Origin of the sequence: Clostridium sp. UBA2485, assembly GCF_002341865.1 — a bacterium.
Lineage (GTDB): Bacteria > Bacillota > Clostridia > Clostridiales > Clostridiaceae > Clostridium_J.
In genome coordinates, this window is sequence record NZ_DDOV01000068.1 from 1 (window position 1) to 5,348 (window position 5,348).

Annotated in this window: 6 protein-coding genes; 5 read left to right on the forward strand and 1 reads right to left on the reverse strand. The window is 25.9% G+C overall.

Translation table 11 applies throughout. From position 1 onward, the window contains the following. The first annotated feature begins 357 nt into the window (after nucleotides 1–357). The 4 genes from B3603_RS13915 to B3603_RS13930 all read left to right on the forward strand — a co-directional run bounded on the left by B3603_RS13915 (nucleotide 358) and on the right by B3603_RS13930 (nucleotide 3,531). The gene (locus B3603_RS13915; RefSeq protein WP_291565937.1) at nucleotides 358–714 is read left to right on the forward strand and encodes an MATE family efflux transporter; all 357 of its coding nucleotides are present in this window, start codon (nucleotides 358–360) and stop codon (nucleotides 712–714) included. A 1-nt stretch (nucleotide 715) separates the two neighbouring features. Then, on the forward strand, nucleotides 716–1,507 hold the full coding sequence (locus B3603_RS13920; protein ID WP_291565939.1) for an MATE family efflux transporter: 792 nt from the start codon (nucleotides 716–718) through the stop codon (nucleotides 1,505–1,507). 176 nt (nucleotides 1,508–1,683) lie between these two features. Next, entirely contained in the window at nucleotides 1,684–2,106 is a 423-nt protein-coding gene (locus B3603_RS13925; protein WP_291565941.1) for a MarR family winged helix-turn-helix transcriptional regulator, read from the forward strand. 84 nt (nucleotides 2,107–2,190) lie between these two features. Continuing rightward, the gene (locus tag B3603_RS13930; RefSeq protein ID WP_291565943.1) at nucleotides 2,191–3,531 is read left to right on the forward strand and encodes an MATE family efflux transporter; all 1,341 of its coding nucleotides are present in this window, start codon (nucleotides 2,191–2,193) and stop codon (nucleotides 3,529–3,531) included. A gap of 130 nt (nucleotides 3,532–3,661) precedes the next feature. Here B3603_RS13930 and B3603_RS13935 read toward each other — a convergent pair whose 3' ends face one another. Next, nucleotides 3,662–4,345 carry a Crp/Fnr family transcriptional regulator gene (locus B3603_RS13935; protein WP_291565945.1) on the reverse strand — a complete coding sequence of 228 codons (684 nt, stop codon included), beginning with the start codon at nucleotides 4,343–4,345 and terminating at the stop codon, nucleotides 3,662–3,664. 291 nt (nucleotides 4,346–4,636) lie between these two features. Between B3603_RS13935 and ric the strand changes: the two genes are divergently transcribed. After that, complete coding sequence (gene ric, locus B3603_RS13940; protein ID WP_291565947.1) at nucleotides 4,637–5,311, forward strand: iron-sulfur cluster repair di-iron protein; 675 nt, start codon at nucleotides 4,637–4,639, stop codon at nucleotides 5,309–5,311. The last annotated feature ends 37 nt before the right edge of the window (nucleotides 5,312–5,348 follow it).

The following is a 5,348-nucleotide window of genomic DNA, read 5'->3' on the forward strand; positions in this document are numbered from 1 at the left end:
TCCCTTCACCCGCTCCAAAAAATAGTCAAATATGACTATTTTTTTATTGCGTAAAAAATATTTTATTAAAATATTTTAGAATTTTATAGAGATTAATAATTAGTTGGTAATTTTAACAAAATATAATATATAAATAATTAGTGTTTATTTATTAGTTATCTATATTTTTAAAATTAATTTAGAGAAACATTAGATTTTTTTAATTTGAAATTCACTTAACTTTGTATTAACATTTTATATAGTGTGTTTTTACTTATTTTAAGAAGAATAGTTGAAATATTTGTAGTTAAGGTATTAGAAGCAAAATATCTATGTAAAAATCGTTAATATTAATAAGTAACCAAAGGAGAAAATATAATGGGAAATGATTTGATAAAAAAGAATACACTAAGCCTTTTCTTTAAATTTGTTATACCATCAATAATAGGAATACTAGTAAATTCTCTTTATTTAATAATTGATGGAATATTTATAGGGCGTGGTGTAGGAGAGATTGCACTTGCTAGTATTAATCTTATATTTCCAGCAGCATGTGTAAATATGGCAATTGGTTCTCTATTTGGAACAGGTGCAGCAACCTTAATATCTATACGACTTGGTGAGAATAAGAGGGAAGAAGCTAAAAATATATTAGGGACATCCATTTTAGTTATGATTTTAGTTTCAACTTTTATATCTTTNNAATGGATTTTTAGATTGGCTATTTGTTATTAAATTGAACTTAGGAATTATAGGTGCGGGATGTGCTACAGCTATTGGAATAATAGGGTCTTCTGTATATCTTCTATTCTATTTCTTTAGTAAACAAGCTAATCTTAGAATTAAGTTATCTTATTTAAAAATAAAAACAAATATTCTAAAAGAAATTTGTACCTCAGGTTTTATGTCTTTTGCTATGCAGGTAGCTTTAGGATTTATAATATTTATTCAAAATCAAATATTATTAAGTTATGGTACAACTTTAGATGTATCAATATTTGCTATTGTAGGATATATTTCCATAGTCTTTATTCAAATATTATATGGAATAGCGCAGGGAATACAACCTATTATAGGATATAATTATGGTGCGAAGGAACATGGTAGAGTTAAGGAAATATTAAAAATTAGCTTAATAGCAGATGTTATTTTTGGAAGCGCTACATTTATATTCGTATATATTTTTTCCAGTAAATTAGTAGGTATTTTTAATAGCAATCCAGAAGTTATTAAGTTAGCAGCTAAAAGACTTGTTATTTATTTGGCATCCATGCCCACTGTTGGAATAGTGATAACCTTTGCAAGTTATTTTCAAGCAACGAAGCGAAATTTATTTGCCAATATAATTTCAGTAGGTCGTTCTTTTGTACTTTTAATACCTATATCATTTATCTTACCTTATTTTATAGGAGTAGATGGAGTGTTTTTAGCACCAGTAGTAGCTGATTATATAGGGCTAGTGGTTACAATAATAATTTGTTTAAATTTAAAGAACAATAAAGATAATAGAAATAATTTAGCAACATAAATTAAAATAATTCTCANNTCTTTATGAATTAATTTCTTTATTTTTTATTTAGATATTTTAAAATTTAAATTAGTTACTTTTAAACGGTAAGCAATGTATCTTGTTGACTTTAAAATTTATTATAAGTATAATTTAGTATGCGTTTATTATATTATAAGTTTTTAAGGAGGATAAAGATGGAGTTAGAAAAGCTTATCTTTAAGGTGAATTCTCATCTTTATAGTCTTTACAGAAAGTATTCTGCAAATTGTGAAGATATAGTTAACATATCTTATAGCGAGTATTTTTATGTTGAAGCTTTAAATATATTAGAGGATGCTACTTATTCAGATTTAGCACAGTACCTAAATCTTTCTAAGCCTTCAGTGACTAATATGGTAAAAAAATTAATATCTAAGGGATTAATATATAAGATTCAAAGTGAAAAAGACAGAAGAAAGTCATATTTATATTTAACAGATAAAGGCAAATTACTGTTAGAACAAGATTATAATGTTGTAAATGAATTTACTCAAGAAATAAAAGATAGTTTAACAGAAGATGAGTTAGAAAAATACAAAGAATTAACTCGTATAATAGTTGATAAAATAATAAAATAGAGAAAGTAAAGTCTTAATTATTCATAAGACTTTTTTATAAAGCAAATAGTTAGTTAAACTAACTAACTTAAACGGAGGGGAAGAATGGAGAATAGCTTATCTACGAAAAGTATTAGAAGTTTGTTTTTGAAGTTTGTAATTCCGGCAATTATAGGAGTTTTGGTAAACTCATTGTATATAATTGTAGATGGAATCTTTATAGGAAGAGGAGTAGGAGAAACAGGGCTAGCAGCTATAAATATTTTGTGGCCAGTAATGTGTAGTAATATGGCAATAGGTATGCTTTTAGGGGTAGGAGGTTCTGCACTTATTGCAATAAGACTTGGACAAAATGAAAAGGAGGAAGCTAGACAAATTTTAGGTACATCTATTTTTTCTATGATATTAATTGGACTAATAATAACTATAGTAGGATTATTATTCCTAGAGCCTATTATGATTTTCTTAGGAGCTGAAGGAGAAGTTTTAAAGCTAAGTAAGGAATATAGTGTAATAATTATTTCTGCTACAATTATGCATATTTTATCTACAGGATTAAATCCAATTGCAAGAGCAGAAGGAAATCCAAAGTTGTCAATGAATATTTTAATAATTTCTGCTATATTAAACGGATTTTTAGACTGGCTATTTGTAATGAAATTAGGTTATGGGATGGCAGGAGCAGCGGCAGCCACTATAGTAGGTATGACTCTTTCTGGTGTTTATTTCCTTTATTATTTCTTTTCTAGAAAATCTAAACTTCATATTAGACTAAAACATCTTAAAATTAAGTTTAATATCTTAAAAGAGATATGTATTTCTGGTTTTGTATCTTTTGGTATGCAAATGTCTTTAGGTATTTTAACTTTTATCCAAAACAATTTAATACTTCACTATGGAACAACAACAGATTTAGCTATGTTTGCTATAGTAGGATATGTTGCAACAATATTTTTAGAAATATTATTAGGAATAGCTCAAGGAACTCAGCCAATTATAGGGTACAACTATGGCGCTGAAAAATATGATAGAGTTAGGAAAACTTTAAGGTTAGCTTTAATCGTTGATATAGTATATGGATGTATAGCACTAATACTACTTTTCATATTTGCGACTTCAATTGTAAATATATTTAATGATAATATGGAATTTGTTAATAGTACAGCCACAAGATTAAAAATGTACTTAGGGTCATTGCCGTTTTTAGGTATAGTAATAACCTATGGAAGCTATTATCAATCAATACAAAAAGATTTATATGCAAATATAATTTCTATGGGACGTTCCTTTATATTCTTAATACCAGTGTCATTTATATTACCTAAATTTTTAGGGGTTGAAGGAGTGTTTTTATCACCGTTAGTTTCTGATACATTAGCTTTAGCTACCACTATTTTTATTGGTATATTAAATAAGAGAAAAGAAGAAGTAACTATTGCTACCTAATATATATTTGGTAATTATTGATAATTGTAAATTATAAACCTTGAAAATATAAAAATCACAATTGATTATAAGGAATTTAATAAATGCACTTTTTATGTTTATTTACATAAAAGTGCATTTCTATTTCTTATTATAATAAATCTTGTAGATATTCTTTATCTTTAATAATAATCTTTTTATTACCTACAAGTTCTATAATATTTTCTTCGCTTAATGAAGTTAGTTTTCTACTTATGGTTTCACGGGTAACTCCTATATAATTTGCCATATCTTCTCTATTTATAGAAAGAATTATTATATTATTCTTTTCTAGTTTTAATAAGAGTTCCGCAATTCTACTGTCAATGTCTTTATTGGTTAAAGTGGTAATCATATTTTCAAGACTTTCAATTCTATCATAAGCATACTCTAATATTTTTAAAGTAATTTCAGGAGATTCTTTAATGATTTTATCAAAATCTTCTTTAGAAATCATGCAAATATTAGTTTTTTCAAGGGCTTTAGAAGCAAAGTTAAATTTACTACTTTTTAAAAGGCTCAAGTCTCCAATAAAATCTCCCTCGTTTAAGAGATATAAAATTTGTTCTTTACCTTCTTTGTTATAAGTATAAACCTTTAATTTCCCACTATTTATAATATAAAGTTTGTCGGAAGTATCGCCTATATTAAATAAAACATCTCCCTTTTCAAAACTTTTTCTCTTTATTAAGGCTGTAATCTTTTTTAATTGATTTTCATCTAATCCTTTAAATATTGATATTTTACTAGCACAATATTTGCCTGAACAACTATTACAACTATAAAGGTTAATCATAAAAGAATCCTCCACTTTCTTAAGGTATAAATATATATCTTATTATACACTAAATAATTTATTATAATTTGATTTAAATCACATATTTCCATAAGATGAAAATCTATAATAAAGGCATAAGACATCTTCAAAAAATAACAAGCTAATATATTAGCATATTTATATCATACTGCTTTGTTAGAATCCGCTCATTGACGATACCAATGGATTTTAAAGCTCTATATGATATAAAGCAAATTGATATTTTTGAACTATTATTTTCTTTTAAATACTTAAATGGAGGGAATTATTATGGAAAAAAAATTTTACAGCATAATGCTTATTGGAGACATACTTAGTGAATATCCAGGAGCAGGAGATATATTTAAAATTTATGAAATAGATTTTTGTTGTGGAGGAAATAGACCTTTAATAGAGGCTATAAAAGAACAAGGATTAAATGAAAAAGAGATAATGGATAAAATAAATGAAAATTATAAATTATCTATTATGAATACAATACCTAAGCTATGGAAGGATGTGTCTTCAGAAGAATTAATAAAGCATATTATAGATACTCATCATAATTATTTATACAATGAACTTCCTAATATAGGAGGGCTTATAGAAAAAATTATAAGAGCACATGGTGATAATCATAAGGAGCTTTATAAAGTTCAAGAATTATTTGCAGCTTTAGCTAAAGAATTGTTAGCTCATTTACCTAAGGAAGAAGAAGAAATTTTTCCACTTATACTTAAAGGTGAAGAAAAAGAGCAGATAAAAAATAAAATTAATGAACTTGAAAATGAACATGAAGGTGCTGGTGTTATTCTTAAAGAACTGAGAAAAGTAACAGATGGTTATAGTATTCCAAGTGATGTATGCTTAACCTTTGAGATGACATATAGAAAATTAGTTGATCTTGAAAGTGATATTTTTCAGCATATTCACTTAGAAAATAATATATTATTTAAAAGATATTGATATATAGAATATTAACTCTAAAATTAATATATGTGAA

Coding starts and splice junctions, on each gene's coding strand:
- ric (WP_291565947.1), top strand. CDS start 4,637: ATGGAAAAAAAATTTTACAGCATAATGCTTATTGGAGACATACTTAGT.
- B3603_RS13935 (WP_291565945.1), bottom strand. CDS start 4,345: ATGATTAACCTTTATAGTTGTAATAGTTGTTCAGGCAAATATTGTGCT.
- B3603_RS13925 (WP_291565941.1), top strand. CDS start 1,684: ATGGAGTTAGAAAAGCTTATCTTTAAGGTGAATTCTCATCTTTATAGT.
- B3603_RS13930 (WP_291565943.1), top strand. CDS start 2,191: ATGGAGAATAGCTTATCTACGAAAAGTATTAGAAGTTTGTTTTTGAAG.